Source organism: Herbaspirillum sp. C7C2, from assembly GCF_022627865.1.
In the GTDB taxonomy this organism is placed as follows: Bacteria; Pseudomonadota; Gammaproteobacteria; order Burkholderiales; family Burkholderiaceae_D; genus Herbaspirillum; species Herbaspirillum frisingense.
Genome location: NZ_JABXGI010000006.1, coordinates 173,587 through 197,969, shown reverse-complemented (window position 1 = coordinate 197,969; position 24,383 = coordinate 173,587). Strand labels below are relative to the sequence as shown.

Genomic DNA, 24,383 nt, shown 5'->3' with positions numbered 1-24,383 from the left:
CCTGGCCGTACCGTCGGGACCGCCCGGACCAGGGCAATCGGCGCGCCGGGGGCGGTGCTTGGTCTTGCCTGCTCTTGCCTGTGCTTGTCCTGCCCCCGCTTGCCGCTCCGATGTTCTCGGACACAGGCACTTAGGAGAGAGCGATGGACCGTTTCCAGGCCATGCAAGTCTTTACCGCTGTGGTTGATGCCAACAGCTTCACGCGCGCTGCGGACAACCTGAACCTGCCGCGCACTACCGTCACCACCCTGATCCAGGGCCTGGAGAGCATGCTGCGGGTGCGTCTGCTGAATCGCACCACGCGCCGCATCAGCCTCACGCCCGATGGCGCGGCCTACTACGAGCGCTGCGTGCGCATCCTGGCTGACGTCGACGAGACCGAGCAGTCATTCCGCAATGTCACGCGCGGGCCCCAGGGGCGCTTGCGCATCGATGTGCCGGGCTCGGTCGGGCGTCTCATGCTGTTGCCCAACCTGTGCGACTTCTATACCAAGTACCCCGACATCGAACTGGTCATGGGCATGGGCGACCGCCCGGTGGATATGGTTCAGGAGGCGGTGGACTGCGTGATCCGCATCGGCGAGCTACAGGATTCATCGATGGTGGCGCGCCGCATCGGCACCTTCCAGACCGTCACCTGTGCCGCACCGTCCTACCTCGAGCGCCACGGCGTGCCGCATACCATCGAGGACCTGCAGCAGCACAAGGCGGTGCATTACTTCTCCAGCCGCACCGGCCGCACCATCGACTGGGATTTCGTGGTCGACGGTGTCACGCGCGAGGTGAAGATGGATGGCAAGCTCTCGGTCAACGAGGCCGATGCCTACGTCGAATGCGCCCTGCAGGGCTTCGGCATGGTGCAGGCGCCGCTGTACATGGTGACGCGCCACATCGAGGAAGGCCGCCTGGTCGAGTTGCTCTCGCAGTGGAAGCCGGCGCCCATGCCGATCTCGGTGGTGTACCTGCACAACCGTCACCTCTCGCCCAAGGTGCGTGCCTTCGTCGATTGGGTGGCCGAGCTGTTTGCCACCTGCCCGCTGCACAAGGCCTGCACCATGGGTATGGAAGAGAGCGAATGCAGCTTCGTCAAGAAGCCTGAAGTCAGCACCGTACGGACCGTGGTCGAGCAGTACAACATCGCCGAGAGCGTGTTCTGACGTTTGCCTGATGATCGGTTCGGCGAGGATTATGCAGGCGGGTGGCAGGTTTTCGCGTGCCGAAAGCTGCCGATTTTCTGCCTGATTCTCTGTTCCTTTTTTCTGGGTCGTCGTACCGGGTCGCCTGTGTGTGCGGCATGTGGGCCGATGTCGCCGTGACGGCCTCATCATGATCGCGCCCAATCGCTGCCGGGCATACCTGATTCTGCAAACTTCTTGCCTGATCCTCCGTGTGTGATTGCCGGAGAATCAGGCAGTGCTGCGCAAGCGTTAAGCTGCCGCTTGTCCCTTGTTGAGAGAACACCATGGATCTCGATCTGCACGCTGTCCAGGATTCCGCTCCTCTGCTCTTGCTGGAGCATGACAGCTCGCCCACCTCGGTGGCGCCCACCCGGTCCGAGGCCGACCTGGCCGCCGATGCCCGTTTCCACGCCATGCAGCAGGAGTTGCTGCAACTGCTGGAGCGCTATACCGCCGGCAGCGAAGGCATGCTGGCCACCGCCATCCCCGACCTGGAAATCTATCGCATCACCTGCCCCACCGGTCCCAAGCACGCGGTGCAGAAGCCGGTCTTCGCGGTGATCGCGCAGGGTTCCAAGCGCATCTTCGTGGGGGATGAAATCTACGAATACGATCCCATGCACTACCTGGTGGCTTCGGTGGATCTGCCGGTGGTGGGCAAGGTGATGGTGACCAGTCCCGATGAGCCCTATCTCGGCCTGCGGCTGGAACTGGATACCCAGGAGATCGGTGAACTGATCGGTGACGAGAACCTGCCGGCGGCGGCCCATCTCACAGAGGGCGCAGCCCGCGGGCTGTACGTGAACCGGCTCGACGTCGAACTGCTGGATGCCGTCTTGCGACTCTTGCGCCTGCACGAGTCGCCACGTGACGTGGCCATCCTGGCACCGATGATACGGCGTGAAATCCTGTACCGGCTGCTGATGAACGGCCAGGGGGCGCTGCTGCGCCAGACCGTGCTGCAGGACAGCCAGATGAACCGCGTGGCCAAGGCCATCCGCCTGATCAAGGACGGTTACGACCAGGCCTTGCGCATCGAGGACGTGGCGCGCGAGGTGCACATGAGCGTGTCGTCGCTGCATCATCACTTCAAGATGGTGACGGCCATGAGTCCCTTGCAATACCAGAAGAACCTGCGCCTGCAGGAAGCGCGCAAGCTGATCCTGACTGCTGACGCCAGCGTGGCGACGGCGGCGCATCGGGTCGGTTACGAGAGCTCGTCGCAGTTCAGTCGCGAATACAGCCGTCTGTTCGGTGCGCCGCCCTTGCGCGACAAGCGGCGCTGGCAGGAAGAAGAAGCGCCGATGCTGTGAGTCCCCGGCGGGTGCGGCGGCACGGCGCTAGAATGATGGCCGCACCTAGGGCCTGTTCACACTAAATCTGCGAGATGCGTTGCGCCCAGAAGGCGTGGTGGCAAGGCGCGCGGCAAGGCTGGTGGTGGTGCCACCAGCCTTGCCGTGCAACGCCGCCAGCGCGCCTTCTGGGCGCAACCCTCCGGGAGAGGCCGGCAAGCGTCGCCTGCCGTTGTTGCAGCTCCTTGCCGTAGCACCACTACGGCGCGTCGCTGCGCCTAGGCAGTCAACGCTTGACGACCTCTCGCACTCGCAGATTTAGTGTGAACAGGCCCTAACTTATCCACACCCATTTTTCGATTCGGAGACAGCATGCACTATCGTCGCCTCGGCAAGAGCAACCTCAAGGTATCGGCCCTGTGCCTGGGTTCCATGATGTTCGGTGACCAGACCGACTTGCAGGAATCCGGCCGCATCGTGGCCTCGGCCCGCGAACACGGCGTCAATTTCATCGACACGGCCGACGTCTATACCAAGGGCAAGTCGGAGGAGATCGTCGGCAAGCTGCTGGCCGGACAGCGCCATGAGTGGGTGCTGGCCAGCAAGCTGGGCAATCCGATGAGCAACCGGCCCAATGAGTCCAACTATTCGCGCAACTGGATCGTGCGCGAGACCGAGAACATCCTTAAGCGTCTCGATACCGATTACCTGGACATCCTCTACATGCACCGCGACTACCAGGACGAGAACCTGGAAGAGGCGGTGCAGGCCCTGGGCGACCTGATCCGCGCCGGCAAGATCCGCGGCTTTGGCGTGTCCAACTTCCGTGGCTGGCGCATCGCCGAGATTGCGCGCCTGTGTGAGAAGAACAATGTGCCGCTGCCGCTGGTCTGCCAGCCTTACTACAACCTGCTGAACCGCCAGCCGGAAGTGGAAATCCTGCCGGCCTGTGCACACTATGGCCTGGGCGTGGTGCCGTACAGCCCGATCGCGCGTGGCGTGCTGACAGGCAAGTACCAGCCGGGCCAGAAGCCGGCCGAGGATACCCGTGCCGGACGCGGCGACAAGCGCATGATGGAAACCGAATTCCGCGAAGAATCGCTGCTGATCGCGCAGCGCCTGCAGCAGCACTGCGAGCAGCGCGGCATCAAGCTGGGCCAGTTCGCCACCGCCTGGGTACTGGCCAATTCGGCCATCAGCAGCGTCATCGCCGGCCCGCGTACGCTGGCGCAGATGGAGGATTACTACGATGCGGCCGAGCTGAAGATCACGGCCGAGGAAGCGGCGCTGGTGGACAGCCTGGTCACGCCGGGGCATGCGTCCACGCATGGCTACAACGATCCCAACTATCCGTTCTTCGGTCGGGTGGTGCGGGGCTGGGCCGGGCTCAGCCCTGAGCGACGTATCAGCGCAAGGCGCTGATACGTCTCGCCCCTTCGGCCTTGATCTGCTGGATGTCGGTGCCCGGCACCACCAGGTCCATGCCGATCGCCTTCATGCGCTGTGCCATGTCCATGGTGCCGGCGAAGATTCCCACGTACTTGCCCAGCTTGCGCGCCAGCGCCAGCAGATGATCGATGGCGTCGTTGAGACGCTGGTCGCCATAGGCATCCGGGGGCAGGCCGAGTTCGATGGCCAGGTCGCTGGGGCCGATGAAGATGCCGTCCAGGTCGGGTACCTGCAGGATCGCTTCGGCATTGGCGTAGCCTTCTCGGGTCTCGATCATGGCCAGCGTGAGGATGGTCTGGTTGGCGTGGGCGAAATAATCGGCCCCGCCATACAGGAAGCCGCGCGCCGGGCCATAGCTGCGGCCGCCGCGGGGGGAGTAGTGGCAGGCGCGCACGAAGCGTTCGGCATCATCGGCGGTGTTGATCAGCGGGCAGATGACGCCATAGGCGCCGGCATCGAGCAGCTTGTTGATTTCGCCCAGGCTGTTTTCGGAACAGCGCACCAGCGGCACGGCCGCGGTGCTGGAGATGGCCTGCAGCATCGGCAGGGCCGATTCGATGGAGAAGGGGCCGTGTTGCAGGTCCACCGTGACCGCATCGTAGCCGCTGTGCGCGACCACTTCGGTCAGCAATGAATTGCCCATCGAAATCCAGCCCGAGAGGGCCAGTTGCTGTTGCGCGAAGAGGGTGCGCAGCCGGTTTTCCCGCATCGTTCATCTCCCATGGATCAGGCCAGCAAGGCGCTGGCGAGGCTCCATGTTAATTCCGATTGCGGGGGGCGTCGCATGAAACTTCTTCAGGCCCGGTACTGGAATGGCGTGTCGTCGATGGCGCGGGTGCGGCCGGCGATCTGGTCGGCCAGCAGCGCTGCGCTGCCGCAGGCCAGGGTCCAGCCCAGCGCACCCTGGCCGATGTTGAGATAGAGGTTGTTCACCGGTGAGCGGCCGACGATGGGGACCCCGCTCGGGGTGGCCGGGCGGAAGCCCATCCACGGCGAGAGCGTGGCGTCGTCGCCGAGCCGGCAGGCGGGGAAAAGCTCGCGCATGCCGTTCTTGAGTTCTTCGATGGCACGGCGCGGGATGCTGCGGTCCTGGCCGACCAGTTCGATGCGGCCGGCCACTCTCAGGCGTTGGCCGAGGCGGGCGTAGACGATCTTGCGGGCGATGTCGGTGATGGAGACCTGCGGCGCGGCTGTGCGGCTGGTGTCATCCTCCAGCGGCACGGTGATGCTGTAGCCCTTGAGGGGGTAGAGCGGCAGGCGCAGGTCGAGCAGGCGGGCGAAGTCGGTGCTGTCGGCCCCCAGGGCCAGGACGAAGCGGTCGGCCTCTAGCCATTGGCCGCCGGCCTGGACGGCGCGCAGGGCCCGGCCTTGACGGTCGTCACGTCGTACGGCGTCCACGCGTGCGCCGCCGATGAAACGGAAATTCGGGTCGGCCTGCATGACGTCCACCAGTGCGCGGCAGAACTGCGGGCAGTCGCCGGCCTCCTCGCTGGGGGTGTAGACACCGCCGGCCCAGTCGCGTTGCGAGTGACCCAACGCGGGCTCGATGCGGATGCATTCGGCCGCGCCCAGCACTTCCTGCTGGCAACCGTATTGCGCCTGGAAGCGTACCTGTGCAGCGGCCGACTCCAGTCCCTGGGCATCGGTGAACATCACCAGCTTGCCGGAGCGCTGGTAGTCGAAGGACAAGTTCAGGCCGGCATTCCACTGGGTCAGCTGGTCGCGGCTATAGAAGGCCAGTTGCAGCAGGTCGAGGGTGGTGTGGCGCACGCGCTCGGCGTTGCAGCAGCGCAGGAACTGGGCCAGCCAGCGATATTGCGCGCCGTCCAGGGTGGGTTTGATGGTCAGCGGCGATTCCTTGCTGAACATGTAGTACGCCCATTTGGTCCAGACCGAGGGGTCGGCCAGCGGCGCCACGTAGGAGTAGCTGAGCTGGGCGCCATTGCCCTGGCTGGTGCCGGCGCCGGGCTGGTCGTGTGCATCGATCAGGCTGACCTGGTGGCCATCCTGGAGCAGGCGGTAGGCAGTGGTCACGCCGATTACGCCGGCGCCCAATACGCAGATATGCATGGTGTTTCGTGGAAGTCAGTCAAGAACCGCGCAGCACTAGCTGCAGCGGATCAGCAGGAGACTACCTAAGAGGCGCCCGGGTGTCACATGCCGAATCGGCATGAACTTGTGCGCTCGCGCACAAGGGTTTTGCACCAGCAATCTCCGGCGCCGGGCGATGCTGCGCTACAATAGCGCCCGATGCAGGCCAGACAGCCGCTGGCCGCCTTCGCAAGGAGGCGGCGGGAGGAAGGTCCGGACTCCACAGAGCAGGGTGACGGTTAACGGCCGTCCGCTGAAAGCCGGCGCAAGCCGGTATAAGGCGAGGAACAGGGCCACAGAGACGAGCGTATTAAGTTACGGTGAAACGCGGTAACCTCCACCCGGAGCAATTTCAAATAGGCACGCGTTGATGTGGCTCGCGGAGCGTGCGGGTAGAAAGCTTGAGCGGCGGAGTGATCCGTCGCCTAGAGGAATGGCTGTCATAGCGGGTTTCCCGCCGTAACAGAATCCGGCCTACCGGCCTGCTTCACTGAATTTCCTTCCATTAAAACACTGCGGCCCGCGGGCACTGCGGGCTCGCGCAAGAGACCCCAGGAGACCCATGAACCAAGTTGCCGCACCCGTGCTGTTCGAAGAACTGACAGCCGCCAACGGCCGCCGCATCGGCATCGCCACCCTCGCTTCCGAAAAGACCCTGCATGCCATCTCGCTGGAGATGGTGAGCCTGCTGACGCCGCAACTGCAGCGGTGGCAGGCCGATCCTGATGTAGCGATGGTGCTGCTGCAGGCGCAGGGTGAAAAAGCCTTCTGCGCCGGTGGCGACCTGCAGCAACTCTATCGTTCCATGCGCGAACATCACGCCTCGCCCGAGCGCGAGGACATCCGCGCCAATCACTACGCGGCCGAATTCTTCGAGCAGGAATATCGCCTGGATTATCTTATCCACAGCTTCGCCAAGCCCATCCTGTGTTGGGGGCATGGCATCGTTATGGGCGGTGGCATCGGTCTGATGGCCGGTTGCAGCCATCGGGTGGTCACTGAAAAGTCGCGCCTGGCGATGCCGGAGATCACCATCGGCCTGTACCCGGACGTGGGTGGCAGCTGGTTCCTGGCGCGCATGCCGGGCAAGACGGGGGTGTTCCTGGCGCTGACCGGGGCCAACCTGAACGCCAACGATGCGCTCTTCGCCGGTCTGGCGGACTACCGGGTGGCGCAGTCGGCCAAGCAGTCGGTGATCGATGCCCTGCTGCAGCAGCCGTGGGGCCAGGGGCGTGATGCGGAGTTGCTCGATCGTGTATTGGCGGCTGCGCAGGGCGCATCGGTGCAGGAGGGGGCGGCGGTGTTTGCGCCGTCCAACCTGCGGACGCATTACGACCAGATCGAGGCCCTGTGCCGCCAGCCCAGCCTGCCGGAGATTGTGGACGGCATCCTCGCGCTGCAGACCGATGATCCCTGGCTGACCAAGGCCATGGCGACCCTGCGCGCCGGGTCGCCTGGTTCGGCGTGGCTAGGTTACGCCTTGCAGAAGCGGGTGCGTCCTTTGTCGCTGGCCGAGGTATTCCGGCTGGAATTCGTGGTGTCGCTGCATTGCGCGGCGCGGCCGGATTTCGTCGAGGGTATCCGTGCGCTGATCATCGAGAAGGACCAGAAACCGCAATGGAATCCGGCTTCCCTGGGTGCTGCCACGCCGGAATGGGTGGAGGGCTTCTTTGCCGATCCCTGGTCGCCAGACCAGCATCCGCTGGCCGACCTGGCCGCCTGAGCCAGCAAGCAGCCCTGGCCGCACCTCTGCGGATTAGAGGCCCAGTGCGCTCAGGCCGGGGTGGTCGGCCGGGCGCGGGGCCGAGCGGTCCCAGTGGAACTTGCGCTCGGACTCCTTGATGGGCAGGTCATTGATGGAAGCATGGCGGGTCCGCATCAGGCCATGCTCGTCGAATTCCCAGTTCTCATTGCCGTAGGAACGGTACCAGTGTCCCGAATCGTCGTGCCATTCGTAGGCGAAGCGCACGGCGATGCGGTTGCCTTCGTGCGCCCAGACTTCCTTGATCAGACGGTAATCCTGTTCGCGGGTCCACTTGCGGGTGAGGAAAGTGACGATCTCGGCGCGGCCGGTGATGAAATCGGCACGGTTGCGCCAGCGGCTGTCTTCGGTGTACGCCAGCGAAACGCGTTGCGGGTCGCAGGAATTCCAGGCGTCCTCTGCGGCGCGAGCCTTCATGGCTGCGGTCTCACGAGTGAAGGGTGGTAGCGGCGGGCGTTGGGCGGGGCTATTCATCGACGGTCTCCTCGGGTGCGCCGGACCAGCCGGCAGGTCATGGAATGTGGCGGAAGACGGGAACAAAACGCGGGTGCAACGGCATTCAGTTCATATGAAACCGAAAAAATTCTAGGCGCTACGTTCTGCCTTGGCAAACGGAGATGAGGGATGGATCGGACTTGCGAGGCGGTATGTGCAGCGCGTGCGGAGAACTGTGCTGACGATGCGTGCTACTGCGGGGAGGTTACTGCAGGGCTGTACTGCGGAGTGGAGGCGGTGGAGGGGGAGGACGGCCGATCCGAGTGGATCGGCCTCGATTTGAATGCCATGAATCTGTTTCATGGCATTCAAATGCGTGAAATTATTTCTTCTTCTTGTTCACGGCTTCCTTGAAAGCCTTGCCAGCCGAGAACTTCACGGTGGTTGCAGCGGCGATCTTGATTTCTTCGCCGGTTTGCGGGTTGCGGCCGGTACGGGCAGCGCGCTTGCCGGTGGAGAAGGAACCGAAGCCGACCAATTGCACGGTATCGCCCTTGGTCACGGCCTTGATGATGTTCTCGATGACGGAGTCCAGCGCGCGCTGAGCTGCTGCCTTGGAGATTTCGGTGTCGGCGGCGATAACGTCAACCAATTCAGATTTGTTCACTTTTAAATTCCTTTCACTGTTAAGGTGCCCAGATTTTAGCACTGGAATGAGGCGGATTCGCAAGCCCTATCTGCGTTTTCAGCCGATTTGACCTGGTCTTGACCGACCTTGATTGAAAAAAATCGACCTGCTTTTCAGCACCGTTGAACGGACCGTGGAGGCCCCGTTTTGGTGTATCGATCTCCCCAAAGACACGGATAGTAAAAGGTGGTCGCCGCCGAAGTCAAAACAAAAACGCGTCAGGGCATTCATTTGATGAAGAATTTGATCAAGAACTGTGCTCACGCGCCGGCACATCCGCCATTTCGTCGTCCATTTCGTCAGGCATTGGCGACTCTGTTTTCTTCATCGGCTGTTCGTGTCTGATCGCGGCCGACGTCCCGGATTGGTTTTTTTATCGTTTCAGTGCGCGATCGGCAAGCTTCCGGGGAACTAAAGTTGCCGTGCAAAATCCAATTCGCTTCTCTTTGCACTCGCAAAATCGGAGGGTGGCGAGAGCTCTTTTCGAGCGCCCCGGTCACCGCCCCGAAATCGCGCACGCCAGCTCTTCCATGCCGCGCAAATCCGCGTAGTTACGCAATTCTGACGATAAACACATGTGTAAAGCTCAGGTTGCACCTTCAATGTAAATGCTAAGTCCTTCATTTTCTTCGAAAAACTTCTGAAAACGCTGTTTTAAGGAAGTGCGCTAAGTCTTTGACTTTATTAGCAAAATCGCCGTTTTTCCCTGTGTATACCGCTTGACCTGCAATAGTGCATCCTCTAAAGTGGGCGGCAGTGTCAAAAAGTGTTTTTTTGTGGGGCATTTTGTGGATTCATTTGCATTTGCCTAACGTGACACCACACCCGATCAGCAATCTCACTCGCCAGAGGCGAAGGAAAAAACAGTGTTCCAGGGCGCGTCAGCACTCAATCTCGATGCCAAAGGACGGATGACCATTCCGGCCAAGCATCGTGACGCCCTGATTGTGCAGTGCGAAGGGCGCGCCACCGTGACGCGCCATCCGCATGGTTGCCTGCTGTTCTTCCCGCGCCCGACCTGGGAGACGCATCGTGAGCAGATCGCCAACTGGCCGATGTCGGCCCGTGCCTGGCAGCGCATCTTCCTGGGCAATGCCCAGGATGTGGAGCTCGACAGCGCCGGCCGCATCCTGATCGCGCCGGAGTTGCGCGCCGCCGTTGGTTTGCAGCGCGACGTGATGTTGCTGGGCATGGGTAGCCATTTCGAAATCTGGGATGCCGTCAAGCTGGCTGAAAGTGAAGCCGAGGCTGTGGCGGGCGGTATGCCGGATGTGTTGAGTAATTTTTCCTTCTGACGGCCGGACAAGATGAATCTGCAACCGGTGCCCGAGCTGCAGCACCGCACCGTGCTGTTGGAAGAAGCCGTGGACGCGCTGGCCATCGAGGGCGAGCGCGCCAATGGCGTTTATCTGGACGGTACCTTCGGTCGCGGCGGTCATAGCCGCGCCATCCTCTCCAGGTTGGGCCCGCAGGGCCGTCTGATCGCATTTGATAAGGACCCGTTGGCCATTGCCACGGCGCAGAAGATCGACGATGCACGCTTCGAGATCGTGCACGACAGCTTCGCGACCATGGACCAGGCGCTTGCCGAACGCGGCATCGCGCAGGTCGACGGGGTGTTGATGGATTTGGGTATTTCGTCGCCGCAGGTGGATGACGCCGCGCGCGGCTTCAGTTTTCGCTTGGATGGCCCGCTGGACATGCGCATGGATACCACGCGTGGTATGTCGGCAGCGGATTGGCTGGCAACGGCAGACGAACAGCAGATTGCAAAGGTGATACGTGATTATGGGGAAGAACGGTTTGCTCTTCAGATTGCAAAGAAGATTGTTGCTGGCCGGGCAATCCAGCCAATTTCAAGCACACGACAGCTTGCCGCGCTCGTGGCACAGGCCGTCAAAACCCGCGAGAAAGGCAAAGATCCGGCCACTCGCACATTTCAGGCTGTACGGATTTTCGTCAATCAAGAGCTTGAAGAACTCGAGGTAGGACTGGAAAAAGCGTTCCGTCAGATGGCGCAGCACGGGAGATTGGTTGTGATCAGCTTTCACTCGCTGGAAGATCGCATCGTCAAGCAGTTCATGGCATCCAAGGCCCATGCACCGCAGCCCGACCGCCGCCTGCCGATTCGTGCGATCGACCTGCCGCAGGCCCCTGCGCGCCTGCTGCCGCGGGTCATGCCCAGCGCGGCTGAAGTCGAGTCCAACCCGCGTGCGCGCTCGGCGGTGATGCGCGGCCTGGAGCTGATCGTGGCACCTGCCGCTGGAGTGGCTGCGTGACCGGCCGCCTGTGCCTGCTGCTGACGGCCCTGCTGGTGGCGTGCGCGCTATCGGTGGTGAGCGCCCAGTACAAGGCACGCAGCCTGTTCATCGAGCTTGAGCGCGCCCAGAGCGCGGCTCGCCAGCTTGATGTCGACTGGGCGCAATTGCAACTGGACCAGTCCACCCTGGGCAAGAACGCCCGCATCGAGGAACTGGCCCGGCGTGACCTGAACATGATGCCGGTCACCGCCGCCCGCACCCAATACCTCACCGTGGGGGCGCAATGACCAAGATGCCTCCGCGTCCCAACCTGGCAGGCAGCCGCGTGGCGGCTTCCAAGGGCGTGGCCTTCTCCTCCAATCCCATCCTGCAGGTCAAGTTGCCGGCATGGCGCTCGCGCTTCGTGCTGTTCGTGCTGTTCGTGGCCTTTGTCGCCCTGATCGTACGGGCCTTGTGGCTGCAGGGCGTGTCCACCGACTTCCTGCAGAAGCAGGGCGCCTCGCGCTACGCCCGCACCCTGGAATTGCCCGCCACGCGCGGCAAGATCACCGACCGCAATGGTCAGGTGCTGGCCTCGTCGGTGCCGGTCAAGGCGATCTGGGCCATTCCCGACGACGTCCAGGCCGCGCCCAAGGACAAGCTGGTGCAACTGGCCAAGCTGCTGGAAATGAGCGATGCCGAGCTGCGCAAGAAGCTGGATTCGGATCGCAGCTTCGTCTACCTGAAGCGCCAGGTCGAGCAGGATACCGCCGACAAGATCGTCAAGCTGGGTATCCCCGGCGTGGAAACCCGCAAGGAATACAAGCGCTTCTACCCCGAGGGCGAGGTGATGGCGCACGTGGTCGGCTTCACCAACATCGAAGATGCCGGGCAGGACGGCATGGAGCTGGCCGCCCAGAAGACACTGGCCGGCATGACCGGCAGCCGGCGCGTCATCAAGGACCGCCTGGGCCGTGTGGTGGAAGACATCGAATCCATCCGCGAACCGCATGACGGCCGCGACCTGACCCTGTCCATCGACAGCAAGATCCAGTACATCGCCTTCACCCAACTGAAGGAAGCGGTGGAGAAGTTCAAGGCCAAGGCCGGCGGCATCATCGTGGTCGACGCCAAGACCGGCGAAGTGCTGGCACTGGCCAACCTGCCCACCTACAACCCCAACGACCGCTCGGTGCTGACCGGCGCGCAGCTGCGCAACCGGGTCGTGACCGATACCTTCGAACCGGGCTCGACGCTCAAGCCGTTCACGGTGGCGCTGGCGCTGGACACCCATCGCGTCACACCCTCCACCGTGTTCCAGACCGCGCCCGGCAAGATGACCATCGGCACCGCCACCATCGGCGACTCGCATGCCCATGGCCCGCTGACGGTGGCCCAGATCATCGAGAAATCGTCCAACATCGGTACCGCCAAGATCGCCCTGGGCATGCCGCCCGAAGAGATGTGGGAAATGTTCACCACGGTCGGGTTCGGCCAGCAGCCCAAGTTCGGCTTCCCGGGTGCCGTGGCCGGCCGCGTGCGTCCGTACAAGTCCTGGCGTCCGATCGAACAGGCCACCATGAGCTATGGTCACGGTATCTCGGTATCGCTGATCCAGCTGGCGCATGCCTACCTGATCTTCGCCCGCAATGGCGACATCATTCCGCTGTCCTTCACCAAGGTCACCGACTCGCCCATCGGCCAGCGCGTGATCTCGGCCGATACCGCCCTGCAGATGCGCCGCATGCTGGAAACCGTGGTTGCCCCCGGTGGTACCGCGCCCCAGGCCCAGGTGCCGGGTTATCGCGTGGGTGGCAAGACCGGTACCGCCTACAAGATCGAGGGCGGCAAGTATGTGCGCAAGTATGTGGCGTCCTTCTCGGGCATCGCCCCCATGTCGGACCCGCGCCTGATCATCTCGGTCATGATCGACGAGCCGCAAGGGCAGCACTATGGCGGCCCGGTGGCCGGCCCGGTGTTCGCCAACGTGGCCGCCAATGCCCTGCGTGCATTGAACGTGCCGCCGGACTCCAGCGTGACCAACATCATCATTCCCAAAGAACCGCTTGAGGAGAGCATGTAATGTCCAAGCGCGTTCTGAGCCTGCAAGAGATACTCGCCTGGCTGCGCCAGGCGGCGCCGTCTGCGCAACTGACGTCCGATTCGCGCCGCGTGGCGCCGGGCGACGTCTTCTTCGCCTACGTGGGCGATGCCGATGGACGCTCCTATATCGCCGATGCCGTCGAGCGCGGTGCGGCTGCGGTCGTCTATGAAGCCGAGGGCTACACCTGGCCACAAGAGATCGACGAACCGCACCTGGCTGTGCCCGATCTCAAGGCGCAGGCCGGCGAGATCGCCGCCGCCTGGTATGGGCAGCCCGACCAGGGCATGCTGACCGTGGCCGTCACCGGCACCAACGGCAAGACCTCCTGCGCCTGGTGGCTGGGTAGCGCCCTGTCGCGCCTGCCGGCCATCAGCAATGCCGGCGTGATCGGCACCCTGGGCGTGGGCAGCTTCGTCGGTGGCAAGCAGCAGGGCTTTGATGTGACCGGCTACACCACCCCGGACGCCGTGCTGCTGCAGCGCAGCCTGTCCCGGCTGGCCCAGGGGCGCGTCACGGCGCTGGCCATCGAGGCTTCCTCGATCGGGCTGGCACAAGGGCGCATGAACGGCATGCATGTGGATGTCGCCCTGTTCACCAATTTCACGCGTGATCACCTGGATTTCCACGGTGACATGCAGACCTATGAAGACGCCAAGCGCAAGTTGTTCCAGTGGCCCGGCCTGAAGCACGCCGTGCTCAATCTGGACGATCCCATGGGCCTGCGCCTGCTGCCCTTGCTGGCGGGTCGCCAGGTGCCGGTGATCGGCTACGCGCTGGCCGAAGAGGCTGACGCCCAGGCGGCCGGCATCCCCACGCTGCGCGCCAGCCAGTTGCGCAGCAGCCATGCCGGTACCGTGTTCCATGTCGATTCGCCCTTCGGCAGCGGCCAGGTCAAGACCCAGTTGGTGGGCCGCTTCAATGTCAGCAATGTGCTGGGCATCATGGGCGTGCTGCTGACGCAAGGACTGGCCTGGGACGCCGTCGTGGCGGCCGCTGCCGCCCTGACGCCCGCGCCCGGCCGCATGCAACAGTTCGGCGGGCCGGACGTGCCACTGATCGTGATCGATTACGCGCATACCCCCGATGCGCTGGACAAGACCCTGTCCGCGCTGCGTCAGGTCGCTACCCAGCGCGGCGGCCAGCTGTGGTGCGTGTTCGGCTGCGGGGGCGATCGTGATCCGGGCAAGCGCCCGCAGATGGGCCAGATCGCCGAGCAGGCCGACCATGTGGTGCTGACCAGCGACAATCCGCGCAGCGAAGACCCGCAAGCCATCATCGAACAGATCCGTGCCGGCATGAGCCGCGTGGAACCGGTGCTGCTGGCCGACCGCGCCGGCGCCATCCTGTGGGCCATCCGCCACGCCACCAAGGCGGATGTGGTGCTGCTGGCCGGCAAGGGCCATGAGGCCTACCAGGAAATCGCCGGCAAGAAGTTGCCCTTCCTCGACGCCGACCATGTCGCCCTGGCGCTGGCTGCGCGCTCGACCATGATGGGGGGCGCATGATGCGGTTCGACTTCAGCCAGATGCTGGAATGGATCCGCACCGCCGAGGCGGCGGCCTCGGCCCATACGGTGCCTGGCGTCATCAATGCGCCGGCCGGTGAGCTGATCCTCAACGACGTCGTCACCGACAGCCGGGCGGTCAAGCCCGGCAATGTGTTCGTGGCGCTGCGTGGCGAGCGTTTCGATGCGCATGAATTCCTCGATGCCGTGGCCGCCCAGGGCGCCTCCGCCGTGGTGGTCGAACGCGTACCACCGGGTCTGGCATTGCCGGCCATCGTGGTGCCGGACAGCCGCGCCGCGCTGGGCCAGATCGCCCATGGCTGGCGTCACCGCCGCGCGATCCCGGTCATCGGCGTGACCGGCAGCAACGGCAAGACCACGGTCAAGGAAATGATTGCCGCGATCCTGGCAGCCGCCTTCGGTGAAGACGGCTACCTGGGCACGCGTGGCAACTTCAATAACGAGATCGGCGTGCCGCTGACCCTGTTCCGCCTGCTCGACCAGCATCAGGCTGCCGTCATAGAGATGGGCATGAACCATCCGGGCGAGATCGCGGTTCTCTCGCGCATCGCCGCGCCGACGCTGGGCCTGGTCAACAACGCCCAGCGCGAGCACCAGGAATTCATGGCCAGCGTGGAAGCAGTAGCGCGTGAAAACGGCGCCGTGATCCGCCACTTGCCGGCCGATGGCGTGGCCGTATTCCCGGCCGACGACGACTTCACCGCCCTCTGGCGCGAAGAGGCCGGCGCGCGGCGCGTACTGAGCTTCGGCCTCACGCCGCAAGCCGATGTCAGCGCTACCTATCAGGCCGGCACGTTCGGCAGCAGCCTGCAGGTCACCGTCAAGGGGCTGGCCGTTCCCTCGGCACAGTTCAAGCTCGAGCTGGCCGCCGTGGGTGAACACAATGTTCGCAATGCGCTGGCGGCAGTTGCCTGCGCACTGGGTGCCGGCATCGCGGTCGAGGCCGTGGTGCGCGGCCTGGAAAGCTTTGCCCCGGTCAATGGCCGCCTGCAACGCAAGCAGGCCGTCAGCGGCGCCCTGGTGATCGACGACACCTACAACGCCAACCCCGATTCGGTGCGCGCCGCCATCGACGTGCTGGCCGCCATCAGCGGTCCACGCGTGCTGGTGCTGGGCGACATGGGCGAGGTCGGCGACCAGGGGCCGCAATTCCACGCCGAGATCGGCGCCTATGCGCACAGCCGCGGCATCCCGCTGTTCTTCGCGTTGGGCGAGCTGAGCAGGCACGCCGTCGCGGCCTTCGGCGCACAGGCTCGGCATTTCGACGATATCGCTGCCCTCAATGCAGCGGTGGAGCAGGCCGCACCGCAAGGTGCGACCGTTTTGGTAAAAGGTTCACGCTTCATGAAGATGGAGCGAGTTGTACAGCATCTGGTCAACGTTGAATCCAACACGCAACATCAACAGGAGACCCATTAGCATGCTGGTCTGGCTCGCACAGAATTTTCAACAGGATTTCGGCTTTCTGCGCCTGTTCAACTTCATCACCTTCCGCGCGGTGTTCGCCACGCTGACGGCGTTGTTGATCGGCATGATTGCAGGCCCGGCCGTGATCCGCATGCTGACCCGCATGAAGGTCGGCCAGGCGGTGCGCACCGATGGTCCCCAGACCCACCTGATCAAGTCCGGCACCCCCACCATGGGCGGCGTGCTGATCCTGATCGGCATTGGCATTTCCACGTTGCTGTGGGCCGACCTGTCCAACCGTTTCGTCTGGATCGTGCTGATCGTCACGCTCGGTTTCGGCGCCGTCGGCTGGGTCGATGACTATCGCAAGGTGGTCTATCGCGACCCGCAGGGCATGCGCTCGCGCGAAAAGTATTTCTGGCAGTCGCTGATCGGCCTGGTGGCAGCGTTCTACCTGGCCTTCTCGGTCTCGGAAGTGAGCAACATGAAGGTCTTCGACCTGTTCGTGGCGTGGGTACGTTCCGGCTTCAGCCTGGACCTGCCGCCCAAGGCCGACCTGATCGTGCCGTTCTTCAAGACGGTCACCTATCCGCTGGGTGTGTGGGGTTTCATCGCGCTGACCTATTTCGTCATCGTCGGCACCAGCAATGCCGTCAACCTGACCGACGGCCTGGATGGCCTGGCCATCATGCCCACCGTGCTGGTGGGCGCCGCGCTGGGCCTGTTTGCCTACCTGACCGGCAATGCCAGCTACGCCAAATACCTGTTCATCCCGCACATCCCGGGAGCGGGCGAACTGCTGATCTTCTGCGGCGCCATGGGCGGCGCGGGCCTGGCCTTCCTCTGGTACAACGCCTACCCGGCGCAGGTGTTCATGGGTGACGTCGGTGCGCTGGCGCTGGGCGGCGCCCTGGGCACCATCGCCGTGATCGTGCGCCAGGAAATCGTGCTCTTCATCATGGGTGGCATCTTCGTGGTGGAGACCCTCTCGGTGATGATCCAGGTGGCCTATTTCAAATATACGAAGAAGCGTTTCGGCACCGGCCGCCGCGTGCTGCTGATGGCGCCGCTGCACCATCACTACGAGCAGAAGGGCTGGAAGGAAACCCAGGTGGTGGTCCGTTTCTGGATCATCACCATGATGTTGGTGCTGGTGGGCTTGTCGACGCTGAAGCTGCGCTGAAGTCTGCTTCACCCCGTAGCAGGAAAGAAATCACGGCGCCCTTGCCGACCATGTCAGGGCTGCCTTTGTAGCAAGCAGGTTCTAGAGAAGTGAGTTTGGAAACAACGATGAATTACTCGGGCAAACACGTTCTGGTGCTCGGACTCGGTGAGTCCGGCCTGGCAATGGCGCGGTGGCTGGTCTACTGCGGCGCCAGCGTGCGCGTGGCCGATACCCGTGGCGAAGCGGCCCTGGCCGAGCGCCTGGCCGCCCTGCGCGGTGACGCACCCGAGGCCCAGGCCGTGTTGGGCCAGGCCTTGTCGCCCTCCCTGCTGGAGGGCGTGGACTTCGTCGCCGTCAGCCCGGGCCTGGCGCCCGATGGCGAACTGGCCCCCTTGATGCCGGCCATCGCCGAGCGTGGCCTGCCGCTGTGGGGTGAGATCGAACTGTTCGCCCAGGCGCTGGCCGCCTTGCGCGAAGAAACGCTGTACCAGCCCAAGGTCCTGGCCATCACCGGCACCAACGGCAAGACCACGGTGACGCGCCTGACCGGCCTGCTGTGCCAGCGTGCAGGCCTGTCGGTGCAAGTGGCCGGCAATATCAGCCCGGCCGCGCTGGATGTGCTGCGCGAAGCGGTGATCCGGGACAAGGTCTTCCTGGCCGAACTGGCCGAGCAGGATGCGATCGCCGCAGCCCAGGCGCAGGCCGAAGCCGAGGCGCAAGCCGCCCAGCAAGCCGTGCTGGATGCCCAGCAGGCGGCCGAGGCCGAAAAGCATCGTCGCGCCGCCGCCCGTATCGAAGAAGCGGCAGCGATTGCCGTGCCGGTGCTGCAGGCCGATCTGCCGGCTGATTCGTCCGCAGATTCGTCTGCTGATCTGTCGACTGATGCACCCGCTGCCCCGCAGCTGGATCTGCTGGCAACGGCTGACGACGGCGAAGCGACCGGGCCGGTGCAACAGCCGCACGAGTCTGTCGAAACAGACCTGCCTGCCGCTGAGATTACCGAGGCCACTGAGACCACCGGGGCGACAGAAGCCCCTGAAAACGCTGAGCTGGCCGAAGCGCCAGTCGCTGCAGAAACAGTCGATCCCGCCGTCGCCGCCACCCTGGAAGTGGCTTCCGACGTCGTGCCGCAGGCCGAACCCGATATGCCCGCCACGACTGGCGAAGCCATGAACCTGGGCGACTTCATGGAAGTCTCGCGAAAGGCTGAAGAAGACGCGCTGGTGGAAGTCCCGCCACCGCCGCCGCCCGAGCCGACCTACCGTGGCAGCATGCCGCAGGCCTGGGTGCTGGAGCTGTCCAGCTTCCAGTTGCACACCACGCACAGCCTGCAGCCGCATGCGGCCACCGTGCTGAACCTGACCCAGGACCATCTTGACTGGCACGGCAGCATGGAAAACTATGCCGCCGACAAGGCCCGTATCTTCGGCCAGGGCACCGTGCGCGTACTCAATCGTGACGATGCGCTGGTGATGGAGATGGCCTCCGGCGCCGCGCCGCTGTCGACCTTCGGCCTGGACGAACCGACCGCGCCCAACAGCTTCGGCCTGGTCAACGACAACGGCATGCAGTGGCTGGCCAATGCCTTCGTGCATGAAGACGACGAGGTGCCGGAAGGCAAGCGGCGCCGCAAGCAAAAGGACATGCTGCCGCCGCCGGTCACCCTGAAGCGCCTGATGCCGGCTGATGCCCTCAAGATCCGCGGCGCCCACAACGCCATGAATGCACTGGCCGCGCTGGCCCTGTGCCGCGCCATCGACCTGCCGATGGCGCCGCTGCTGCATGGCCTGCGCGACTACACCGGCGAGCCGCACCGGGTGGAACTGGTCGGCGTGATCCAGGAAGTGGATTACTACGACGACAGCAAGGGCACCAATGTCGGCGCCACCGTGGCGGCCCTGAACGGACTGGGCCTGGGTGGTCGTCCGAACCGCATCGTGCTGATCGCCGGTGGCGACGGCAAGGGCCAGGACTTTTCGCCGCTGGACCTGCCGGTGCAGAAATATGCACGCGCCGTACTGCTGATCGGCCGTGACGCCCCCGCCATCCGGGCAGCGCTGGCCGACAGCGGTGTCGAGCTGATCGATTGCGCCAGCCTGGAAGCCGCAGTCGAAAAAGCTGGCGAGATCGCGCGCGCCGGCGACATCGTGCTGCTGTCCCCGGCCTGCGCCAGCCTGGACATGTTCCGCAACTACGCCCATCGTGCCGAGGTCTTCGTGGACGCGGTGCGTGAGCTGGCGCTCTCGCGTGGCGAGGTACTGGCATGAAACTGAACCTGTCCTCGATGCGCAGCTTGCTGGGTGGCCTCAAGGAGGCTGCGCCGGTGGCCGCCGGCCGGGTCCGTGCCGGTCGTGGCAGCGCATCGGGCAGCATCGGTCTGGAGCAGCGTTCGCGCATGATGGAATACGACCAGCCGCTGATCTGGGTGGTCCTGCTACTGATGCTGTTCGGCATGGTGATGGTGTATTCGGCCTCGGTGGCCTTGCCGGATTCGCCCAAGTACGCGTCCTATTCGAATTACCATTTCCTGATCCGCCAGGCGATCTTCATCGTGGTCTCCATCATCGCTGGCGCGCTGGCCTTCCGCGTGCGTATCGAGACCTGGCAGAAGTGGGCACCCTACCTGTTCGGCATCACCCTGATCCTGCTGCTGATGGTGCTGGTGCCGGGCGTGGGCAAGGGCGTCAACGGCGCCAAGCGCTGGCTCTCGCTGAAGATCATCAACCTGCAGCCTTCCGAACTGATGAAGCTGTTCATCGTCCTCTATGCGGCCGACTACACGGTGCGCAAGCAGGCGGTGATGCACAAGCTGGTCAAGGGTTTCTTCCCGATGGCCGCAGCGGTCGGCCTGGTGGGTCTGTTGCTGCTGCTGGAACCCGACCTGGGTGCATTCGGCGTGATCGTCTGCATCGCCATGGGCATCCTGTTCCTGGGCGGTATCAATGGTGTCTGGTTCGGCGGCATCGGCGCCACGCTGGTGGGCGTGTTCTCGCTGGTCATCGTGACCTCGCCCTGGCGGCGCGAGCGCATCTTCGCCTACCTCAATCCCTGGGAAGAAGAAAATGCGCTGGGCAAGGCCTACCAGTTGTCGCACTCGCTGATCGCCTTCGGGCGGGGCGAGCTGTTCGGCGTGGGCCTGGGCAGCAGCGTGGAAAAATTGCATTACCTGCCGGAGGCGCACACCGACTTCCTGCTGGCGGTGATCGGCGAGGAACTCGGTTTCGTCGGCGTGCTGGTGGTGGTGCTGCTGTTCTACTGGCTGGTCAAGCACGCCTTCGAGATCGGCCGCCAGGCCATCGCGCTGGACCTGACCTTTGCCGGCCTGGTGGCCAAGGGCATCGGCATCTGGCTGGGTGTGCAGGCTTTCATCAACATGGGTGTGAACCTGGGTCTCTTGCCCACCAAGGGCCTGACCTTGCCGCTGATGAGCTACGGGGGATCGGGCGTGCTGTTGAACTGCGTCGGCCTGGCCATCCTGTTGCGCATCGATTACGAAAACCGGGTTCTGATGCGCGGAGGTCGCCTATGAGCGCGCCGCGCACGTTGCTGATCATGGCGGCCGGGACCGGTGGTCATATCTTCCCCGGCCTGGCCATTGCCGAGACCATGCGCGCGCGTGGCTGGCAGGTATCCTGGCTGGGTACCACCCACGGCATGGAGCGCGATCTGGTGCCGCGCCACGGCGTGGAGATGGACAGCATCGTCTTCGCCGGTCTGCGCGGCAAGGGCCTGATGCATACGGTCAAGGGCGTGTGGCGCCTGGCGGCCAGCTTCTTCCATTGCTTCAGCATCCTCGGTCAGCGTCGCCCGGACGTGGTGCTCGGCATGGGGGGCTACGTCACCGTGCCGGGTGGTGCGATGGCACGCCTGCGCGGCAAGCCGCTGGTGCTGGTCAATGCCGACGCGGCGCTGCTGCTGTCCAACAAGACCCTGACGCCGCTGGCCGACAAGGTGCTGTTCGGTTTCCCCGCCGATTTCGGCCGGGCGGCCGGCAAGGCGGAGGTCACCGGCAATCCGGTGCGCAAGGAAATCATCGCCCTGCCGCAACCGGGCGAGCGTTATGCCGCGCGCACCGGCCCGCTGAAGATCCTGGTGGTGGGCGGCAGCCTGGGTGCCAAGGTACTGAACGACAACGTGCCTGCCGCACTGGCCCGGCTGCCTGCCGAGTTGCGCCCGCAAGTCACGCATCAGTCAGGCAAGCAGCATATCGTCGCGCTGCGCGCGGCCTATGACGCTGCCGGCGTACAGGCCGAGGTGCTCGATTTCATCGACGACATGCCGCGTCGCTACGCCGAGGCCGATCTGGTGATCTGCCGCGCCGGCGCGATCACGGTCTCCGAGCTGACCGCCGCTGGCGTGGCCAGCGTGCTGGTACCGCTGGCGGTCTCGACGACCTCGCACCAGATCGACAACGCCAGGTGGATGGCTGCCAACAAGGCGGCGATCCACCTGCCACAACGCGAACTGACGCCGGAACATCTGGCCGGTTTGCTGCAGAAACTGGACCGCGCTGCATGCCATGAAATGGCGCAGGCGGCATACGAACAAGGCCGGCGCGATGCCAACGAGGCAATCGCGCGCGTGCTGGAAGGACTGGTAACACCATGAAGCATCGCGTCAAGAACATCCACTTCGTCGGTATCGGCGGCTCGGGGATGAGCGGCATCGCCGAGGTTCTGCTGAACCTGGGCTATGGCGTCTCTGGCTCCGATCTGGGCAGCAACGCCGCCACCCAGCGCCTGGCGCAACTGGGTGCCTGCATCCGCTATGGCCACGCGGCCGAGAACATCGAAGGCGCCGACGCCATCGTCACCTCCACCGCCGTCAAGGGCGACAATCCGGAAGTGCTGGCAGCGCGCAAGAAGCACATCCCCATCGTGCCGCGTGCGGTGATGCTGGGCGAGCTGATGCGCCTGAAGAAGGGCATTGCCATCGCCGGCACCCACGGCAAGACCACCACCACCAGCCTGGTGGCCAGCGTGCTGGCGCAGGGCGGGCTGGACCCCACCTTCGTCATCGGTGGCCGTCTCACCAGCGCCGGCGCCAATGCCAAGCTGGGTACCGGAGAATTCATCGTGGCCGAGGCCGACGAGTCCGATGCCTCGTTCCTGAACCTGATGCCGGTCATCGAGGTGATCACCAACATCGACGCTGATCACATGGAGACCTACAACCATGACTTCGCGCGTCTGAAGCAGGCCTTCGTCGAGTTCACCCAGCGCCTGCCGTTCTACGGCGTGGCCGTGCTGTGCCTGGATGATCCGCACGTGCGCGAGATCATGCCGATGGTCTCCAAGCCCATCCTCACCTACGGCTTCCATGAAGACGCCGACGTGCGTGCCATCGACGCCAAGGCGGTGGACGGCAAGATGGAATTCACCGTGATCCAGTACGGCTATGTACCCATGCAGGTGAGCCTGAACCAGCCCGGCATGCACAACGTGCAGAACGCCTGCGCCGCCATCGCCATTGCCCGCGAGCTGGACGTGGATGACGCCGCCACCCAGAAGGCGCTGACCGAATTCAATGGCGTCGGTCGCCGCTTCACCCGCTACGGCGAAGTGCCGATCACCGATGCCCAGGGCAAGCCGGCCGGGCACTTCACCCTGGTGGACGACTACGGTCACCACCCGGTCGAAACCGCCGCCACCATCGCCGCCGCCCGTGGCGCCTATCCGGGCCGCCGCCTGGTGCTGGCCTTCCAGCCGCACCGCTATACCCGCACCCGCGATCTTTTCGAGGACTTCGTCAAGGTGCTGTCTTCGCCGGACGTGCTGGTGCTGGGTGAGGTCTATGCGGCCGGTGAATCGCCCATCGTGGCCGCCGACGGCCGCTCGCTGGCGCACGCCCTGCGTGCTGCCGGCAAGGTGGAGCCGGTATTCGTCGATGACATCGGCGACATGCCCGAGACCATCCGCAACGTGGTGCGCGATGGCGATGTGGTCATGACCATGGGTGCGGGATCGATTTCCGCCGTACCGGCGCGCCTGGTGGCACAGGCCGGCGGCAAGAACGAACAGGGGGCCGCATGATCAGCCAGGACCAGATCAAGGCCTTCGGCCGCGTCGGCGTGCTCTTCGGCGGCCGTTCGGCCGAACGCGAAGTGTCGATGATGTCGGGCAATGGCGTGCTGCAAGCCTTGCGCAGCAAGGGCGTGGATGCGCATCCCTTCGACCCCGCCGTGCGCTCGCTGGGCGAACTGCAGGCCGAGAAGTTCGATCGCGTCTTCATCGCCCTGCATGGCCGCTATGGCGAAGACGGCACCCTGCAGGGTGCGCTGGAACAGATGGGCCTGCCCTATACCGGCCCCGGTGTGATGGCTTCGAGCATCGCCATGGACAAGGTCATGACCAAGCGCATCTGGCTCTCGCACGGCCTGCCCACGCCGCGCTTCCTGACGCTGGACGCCAAGGCCACCAGCCGCGAGCAGCTGCGCCTGGTACCGGACGAACTGGGCCTGCCGCTGATGCTCAAGGCCCCGCACGAAGGCTCGACCATCGGCATCGCCAAGGTCAACGGCTATTCGGACATGCAGGAAGGCTTCGACCTGTGCGCCCGCTATGACAGCGTGGTGCTGGCCGAAGAATTCATTCGCGGCCGCGAGTTGACCGTGCCGGTGCTGGGAACGGGCCGTGAGGCGCGTGCCTTGCCGGTCATCGAGATCCGTGCGCCGGAGGGTAACTATGATTACCAGAACAAGTATTTCACCGATGACACGAAATATTTGTGTCCGGCCCCGCTTGACGAGGAACTGACGCGCCATCTGCGTGATCTGGCGGTACAGGCTTTCAATGCGCTGGGTTGCCGTGGCTGGAGCCGGGTCGATTTCATGTTGCGCGAGACCGATGGCAAGGCCGAACCCTATCTGCTGGAAATCAACACCTCGCCCGGCATGACCGGTCATTCGCTGGTGCCGATGGCGGCCAAGGCGGTGGGCATGAGCTATGAGGACCTGTGTTGCGAAATCCTGCAGATGGCGGCGCTGGACATGACGCCTTCCAAGGACTGGACGCCGCAGGCGGGCCAGTCGTGATGGTTCGGGTCTAA

General features: G+C 64.2%; 21 protein-coding genes and 1 other RNA gene. 17 read left to right on the top strand and 5 right to left on the bottom strand.

The window, feature by feature from the left end; genetic code table 11:
• Positions 1 to 143: 143 nt before the first annotated feature.
• The 3 genes from HWE04_RS11835 to HWE04_RS11825 all read left to right on the top strand — a co-directional run bounded on the left by HWE04_RS11835 (position 144) and on the right by HWE04_RS11825 (position 3,892).
• Complete coding sequence (locus HWE04_RS11835) at positions 144 to 1,157, top strand: LysR family transcriptional regulator (protein ID WP_006465501.1); 1,014 nt, start codon at positions 144 to 146, stop codon at positions 1,155 to 1,157.
• A 305-nt stretch (positions 1,158 to 1,462) separates the two neighbouring features.
• Entirely contained in the window at positions 1,463 to 2,491 is a 1,029-nt protein-coding gene (locus tag HWE04_RS11830; RefSeq protein ID WP_077235816.1) for an AraC family transcriptional regulator, read from the top strand.
• A gap of 351 nt (positions 2,492 to 2,842) precedes the next feature.
• Positions 2,843 to 3,892 (top strand): aldo/keto reductase, encoded by a 1,050-nt coding sequence (locus tag HWE04_RS11825; RefSeq protein WP_241812517.1) that lies wholly within the window; start codon positions 2,843 to 2,845, stop codon positions 3,890 to 3,892.
• Here the strand turns inward: HWE04_RS11825 and HWE04_RS11820 are convergent.
• Both HWE04_RS11820 and HWE04_RS11815 read right to left on the bottom strand, forming a co-directional pair.
• Entirely contained in the window at positions 3,876 to 4,628 is a 753-nt protein-coding gene (locus tag HWE04_RS11820; RefSeq protein ID WP_241812516.1) for an HpcH/HpaI aldolase family protein, read from the bottom strand. The two genes, HWE04_RS11825 and HWE04_RS11820, sit on opposite strands and share 17 nt — an antisense overlap.
• Before the next feature lie 86 nt (positions 4,629 to 4,714).
• Positions 4,715 to 5,989, bottom strand: coding sequence for a D-amino acid dehydrogenase (locus HWE04_RS11815; protein ID WP_241812515.1), 1,275 nt, complete (start codon positions 5,987 to 5,989; stop codon positions 4,715 to 4,717).
• Positions 5,990 to 6,168: 179 nt separating this feature from the next.
• Here HWE04_RS11815 and rnpB point away from each other — a divergent pair.
• An RNA gene (gene rnpB, locus HWE04_RS11810) (RNase P RNA component class A) lies at positions 6,169 to 6,503 on the top strand.
• A gap of 69 nt (positions 6,504 to 6,572) precedes the next feature.
• Positions 6,573 to 7,733, top strand: a complete 1,161-nt coding sequence (locus HWE04_RS11805) for an enoyl-CoA hydratase/isomerase family protein (protein ID WP_241812514.1) — start codon at positions 6,573 to 6,575, stop codon at positions 7,731 to 7,733.
• A gap of 33 nt (positions 7,734 to 7,766) precedes the next feature.
• On the opposite strand, the gene HWE04_RS11800 is transcribed toward HWE04_RS11805, so the two are convergent.
• The 3 genes from HWE04_RS11800 to HWE04_RS11790 form a co-directional block, all read right to left on the bottom strand.
• Positions 7,767 to 8,246, bottom strand: a complete 480-nt coding sequence (locus tag HWE04_RS11800; protein ID WP_182993560.1) for a nuclear transport factor 2 family protein — start codon at positions 8,244 to 8,246, stop codon at positions 7,767 to 7,769.
• Between the two features lie 343 nt (positions 8,247 to 8,589).
• Positions 8,590 to 8,874, bottom strand: a complete 285-nt coding sequence (locus HWE04_RS11795; protein ID WP_006465510.1) for an HU family DNA-binding protein — start codon at positions 8,872 to 8,874, stop codon at positions 8,590 to 8,592.
• A 641-nt stretch (positions 8,875 to 9,515) separates the two neighbouring features.
• Positions 9,516 to 9,680, bottom strand: coding sequence for a hypothetical protein (locus HWE04_RS11790; RefSeq protein ID WP_168189756.1), 165 nt, complete (start codon positions 9,678 to 9,680; stop codon positions 9,516 to 9,518).
• A gap of 81 nt (positions 9,681 to 9,761) precedes the next feature.
• Here HWE04_RS11790 and mraZ point away from each other — a divergent pair, with 81 nt between their 5' ends.
• From mraZ to HWE04_RS11730, 12 genes are all read left to right on the top strand, one after another.
• Positions 9,762 to 10,190, top strand: coding sequence for a division/cell wall cluster transcriptional repressor MraZ (mraZ, locus tag HWE04_RS11785; protein ID WP_006465511.1), 429 nt, complete (start codon positions 9,762 to 9,764; stop codon positions 10,188 to 10,190).
• 12 nt (positions 10,191 to 10,202) lie between these two features.
• Positions 10,203 to 11,174 (top strand): 16S rRNA (cytosine(1402)-N(4))-methyltransferase RsmH, encoded by a 972-nt coding sequence (gene rsmH / locus HWE04_RS11780; protein WP_006465512.1) that lies wholly within the window; start codon positions 10,203 to 10,205, stop codon positions 11,172 to 11,174.
• Positions 11,171 to 11,443, top strand: coding sequence for a cell division protein FtsL (ftsL, locus tag HWE04_RS11775; protein ID WP_077235811.1), 273 nt, complete (start codon positions 11,171 to 11,173; stop codon positions 11,441 to 11,443). Before rsmH ends, ftsL begins: the two co-directional genes overlap by 4 nt.
• Positions 11,440 to 13,218, top strand: a complete 1,779-nt coding sequence (locus HWE04_RS11770) for a peptidoglycan D,D-transpeptidase FtsI family protein (RefSeq protein WP_006465514.1) — start codon at positions 11,440 to 11,442, stop codon at positions 13,216 to 13,218. The genes ftsL and HWE04_RS11770 overlap by 4 nt, the downstream gene beginning before the upstream one ends.
• Positions 13,218 to 14,744, top strand: coding sequence for a UDP-N-acetylmuramoyl-L-alanyl-D-glutamate--2,6-diaminopimelate ligase (locus HWE04_RS11765; protein WP_241812513.1), 1,527 nt, complete (start codon positions 13,218 to 13,220; stop codon positions 14,742 to 14,744). The genes HWE04_RS11770 and HWE04_RS11765 overlap by 1 nt, the downstream gene beginning before the upstream one ends.
• Positions 14,741 to 16,183 (top strand): UDP-N-acetylmuramoyl-tripeptide--D-alanyl-D-alanine ligase, encoded by a 1,443-nt coding sequence (locus HWE04_RS11760; RefSeq protein WP_241812512.1) that lies wholly within the window; start codon positions 14,741 to 14,743, stop codon positions 16,181 to 16,183. Before HWE04_RS11765 ends, HWE04_RS11760 begins: the two co-directional genes overlap by 4 nt.
• A gap of 1 nt (position 16,184) precedes the next feature.
• Positions 16,185 to 17,354, top strand: coding sequence for a phospho-N-acetylmuramoyl-pentapeptide-transferase (gene mraY, locus HWE04_RS11755; RefSeq protein WP_006465517.1), 1,170 nt, complete (start codon positions 16,185 to 16,187; stop codon positions 17,352 to 17,354).
• A gap of 107 nt (positions 17,355 to 17,461) precedes the next feature.
• Complete coding sequence (gene murD, locus HWE04_RS11750; RefSeq protein WP_241812511.1) at positions 17,462 to 19,603, top strand: UDP-N-acetylmuramoyl-L-alanine--D-glutamate ligase; 2,142 nt, start codon at positions 17,462 to 17,464, stop codon at positions 19,601 to 19,603.
• Positions 19,600 to 20,865 carry a putative lipid II flippase FtsW gene (ftsW, locus tag HWE04_RS11745; protein WP_006713154.1) on the top strand — a complete coding sequence of 422 codons (1,266 nt, stop codon included), beginning with the start codon at positions 19,600 to 19,602 and terminating at the stop codon, positions 20,863 to 20,865. Before murD ends, ftsW begins: the two co-directional genes overlap by 4 nt.
• Entirely contained in the window at positions 20,862 to 21,944 is a 1,083-nt protein-coding gene (murG, locus tag HWE04_RS11740) for an undecaprenyldiphospho-muramoylpentapeptide beta-N-acetylglucosaminyltransferase (protein ID WP_241812510.1), read from the top strand. The genes ftsW and murG overlap by 4 nt, the downstream gene beginning before the upstream one ends.
• Positions 21,941 to 23,368, top strand: a complete 1,428-nt coding sequence (murC, locus tag HWE04_RS11735; RefSeq protein ID WP_241812509.1) for a UDP-N-acetylmuramate--L-alanine ligase — start codon at positions 21,941 to 21,943, stop codon at positions 23,366 to 23,368. The genes murG and murC overlap by 4 nt, the downstream gene beginning before the upstream one ends.
• Positions 23,365 to 24,369, top strand: coding sequence for a D-alanine--D-alanine ligase (locus tag HWE04_RS11730; RefSeq protein WP_234295268.1), 1,005 nt, complete (start codon positions 23,365 to 23,367; stop codon positions 24,367 to 24,369). Before murC ends, HWE04_RS11730 begins: the two co-directional genes overlap by 4 nt.
• The last annotated feature ends 14 nt before the right edge of the window (positions 24,370 to 24,383 follow it).